This is a genomic window from Schnuerera sp., assembly GCF_035459645.1.
Classification (GTDB): Bacteria; Bacillota; Clostridia; order Tissierellales; family Tepidimicrobiaceae; genus Schnuerera.
In genome coordinates this window covers 1-2,188 of record NZ_DATHXO010000340.1, presented here as the reverse complement: position 1 = coordinate 2,188, position 2,188 = coordinate 1, and the positions used below count along the sequence as shown (strand labels likewise).

The 2,188-nt window shown below is 28.2% G+C and carries 3 protein-coding genes; all 3 read right to left on the bottom strand.

Going from position 1 to position 2,188, the window contains the following annotated elements; translation table 11 throughout:
- Window positions 1-130: 130 nt before the first annotated feature.
- Window positions 131-463, bottom strand: coding sequence for a LytR/AlgR family response regulator transcription factor (locus VK998_RS07950; protein ID WP_325227429.1), 333 nt, complete (start codon window positions 461-463; stop codon window positions 131-133).
- Window positions 464-1,174: 711 nt separating this feature from the next.
- Window positions 1,175-1,870, bottom strand: a complete 696-nt coding sequence (locus tag VK998_RS07945; protein WP_325227427.1) for a hypothetical protein — start codon at window positions 1,868-1,870, stop codon at window positions 1,175-1,177.
- Between the two features lie 114 nt (window positions 1,871-1,984).
- Window positions 1,985-2,110, bottom strand: a complete 126-nt coding sequence (locus VK998_RS07940) for a hypothetical protein (protein ID WP_325227424.1) — start codon at window positions 2,108-2,110, stop codon at window positions 1,985-1,987.
- Window positions 2,111-2,188: the final 78 nt, after the last annotated feature.

Genomic DNA, 2,188 nt, shown 5'->3' with positions numbered 1-2,188 from the left:
ATTTTAGGTTTATTTATTAAAAATATACCATATTTAACCTTATTTTTGTTTAATTCGGTACGAATGGTAGGAAAAACGGTACGAATAGCAAAAATAAAAGGTAGATTTGTAAAAATCTAACTTTCCTTTCCTAATGGCTTTTCCTAATAAATCTAAAAGTGTCATACTTGAAAGTCTTATACACTTCATTATCCATAGAAGTTAAAAACATTAATATAGTTTCTTCATCTTTCTTTCTAATAACCTCTGCTACTTCTAGACCATCTATTTTAGGCATATCTATATCTAAGAATATGATATCAAAAGGCTTATTCTTCTCATCATAAGCATTTAATAACTCTATTCCATTTGATAGTCTATGGATTTTATAAGATATATTTTTCTTCTCTAAAATTTTTTCTATTTTATATCCAATGTAATCTAAAAAATATCTATCATCATCACAAATTCCAATATATATCATTATTATCATCCTTTAGAGATATTTCTATTTTTAGATTACCATGAATTATATATGATAGCAATACAAAAACCTCCTTAGCCGATATTGGAGGCTTTTGTATCGCTATTATTAAATTTACTCCTTTCTATAAGTTGTTTTTCCTAAATAAAAATAATCTGTTAAAACTTGTAATAATTATATAACATTTCGCTATCAAAAATGTAAATAAAAAAGTGAAAATTACAGAAAAACAATTAGCAAATTCCCTCTTTTATCTATTATATACAATTAACTTACCCTTAAAAGTAAAACTAACTCCTAATTCATCTGATATTTTCCTTCACCCTCCTTTTCCTCGATAATCCTAAGAAACTTAGTTTCATGACAATCAATCTTTTTTTGTTTCTTTCTGCATTATCACCAATGCTATAATAATTTCAATGCATAAAACTGCCCATATTAGGGGATGTACTAATTTTAGTATCGATAGTGCATGAATTGGTCTAGCAAAGTAATACAAAAAGTTATAACTAATAATAGTTAATATTAGTTGAAAAAAAGAAAAATATAATAACTTAATTCCTAATTTATTCACCTTTTTCCTCCCAACTTAAAAGATAACTTTAATAAATATATACATAATTATTGAAGTCGGTTGAATTAAAGCCCTATAAACCTAATCATTTTATAGGGCCTTAATTATTATAATTTTATGCAATTTTATATATACCTCTATGGTCGTTTAGTACTTGTCATTTGGTATAGTATTCCATCTAAATCCCTTCCAATTTTTTGTGGAGAATATGCAGTAACAGATTTCTTTTCTTTTAGTTCGCCTAACCAGCTAAATCTTTTAATATCTCCCCATGTCTTTTTCTTTAGCGGAGCAAACTCAAACCAACCATATTCACCGGGTTCAATTATGATTTCATTCTCATCCCTTACACTTGCTGAAGTAGCCCATGCAAAAGAGGCACCTGATTGCACATGAGATCTCTCTGTACTAGTTAAAGAAATGGAAAAAGAGTGAGAAGAGTTTGATGAGTATTCTAGTGTTCTTTTACTAGGGTTAGATGTATCATTATATACAATACGCGATACTCTTTCTCTTTCATTTTCAACTAAAACATCTTCACTAAAACCTAATTCATCATATCTATACCAGTCATCTGTTATACCCTGAGGTTTTTTTCCTTCCTCATTGCTCTCATATGCCAATTTTTTACTTTGAAATACTTCTTCTTTTTTGATTTGATTATACTCATTAATGGATATCTCTTTCATTTTCCCATTTCTAACAAGATAAATAGCTTTGACTTTATGTCCAGCTAAACAAAGCTGATCATCATTTTCGCTCATAGCTGTAACAAAACTTGAAAAGGTTAAAATTAAAAGCAATATTAAAAACATATTCAGAAATCTTTTCATTTTAATTCCTCCTTGACTTTACTCATAGTATCAAATATAAAAATATATTCGATACTACAATTTAAAACCTATTCCCTAATACATACAAACTACCAATACGTATCCATACTTGTCTTACTTCTTCTCAGGCTTCTTGGGTTCAAACGTTAAAAACATTGACTGCCTACCTTCTGCTGCTGTAGCTGTCTTCTTAGATATTTTAGCAATGTTTTCTAGCACTTTTACTTTTAAGTTTTTCACTTTTTTTCCTCCTCTCTAAAAATTTTTGTTTCAATATTGAATATGCAATTGAAAGCTCTGTTAAAGCTAGCATAAACC

What these genes read in the sequence shown, in the direction of transcription:
- VK998_RS07950 (WP_325227429.1), bottom strand. Translation starts at nt 463, where the DNA reads ATGATATATATTGGAATTTGTGATGATGATAGATATTTTTTAGATTAC.
- VK998_RS07945 (WP_325227427.1), bottom strand. Translation starts at nt 1,870, where the DNA reads ATGAAAAGATTTCTGAATATGTTTTTAATATTGCTTTTAATTTTAACC.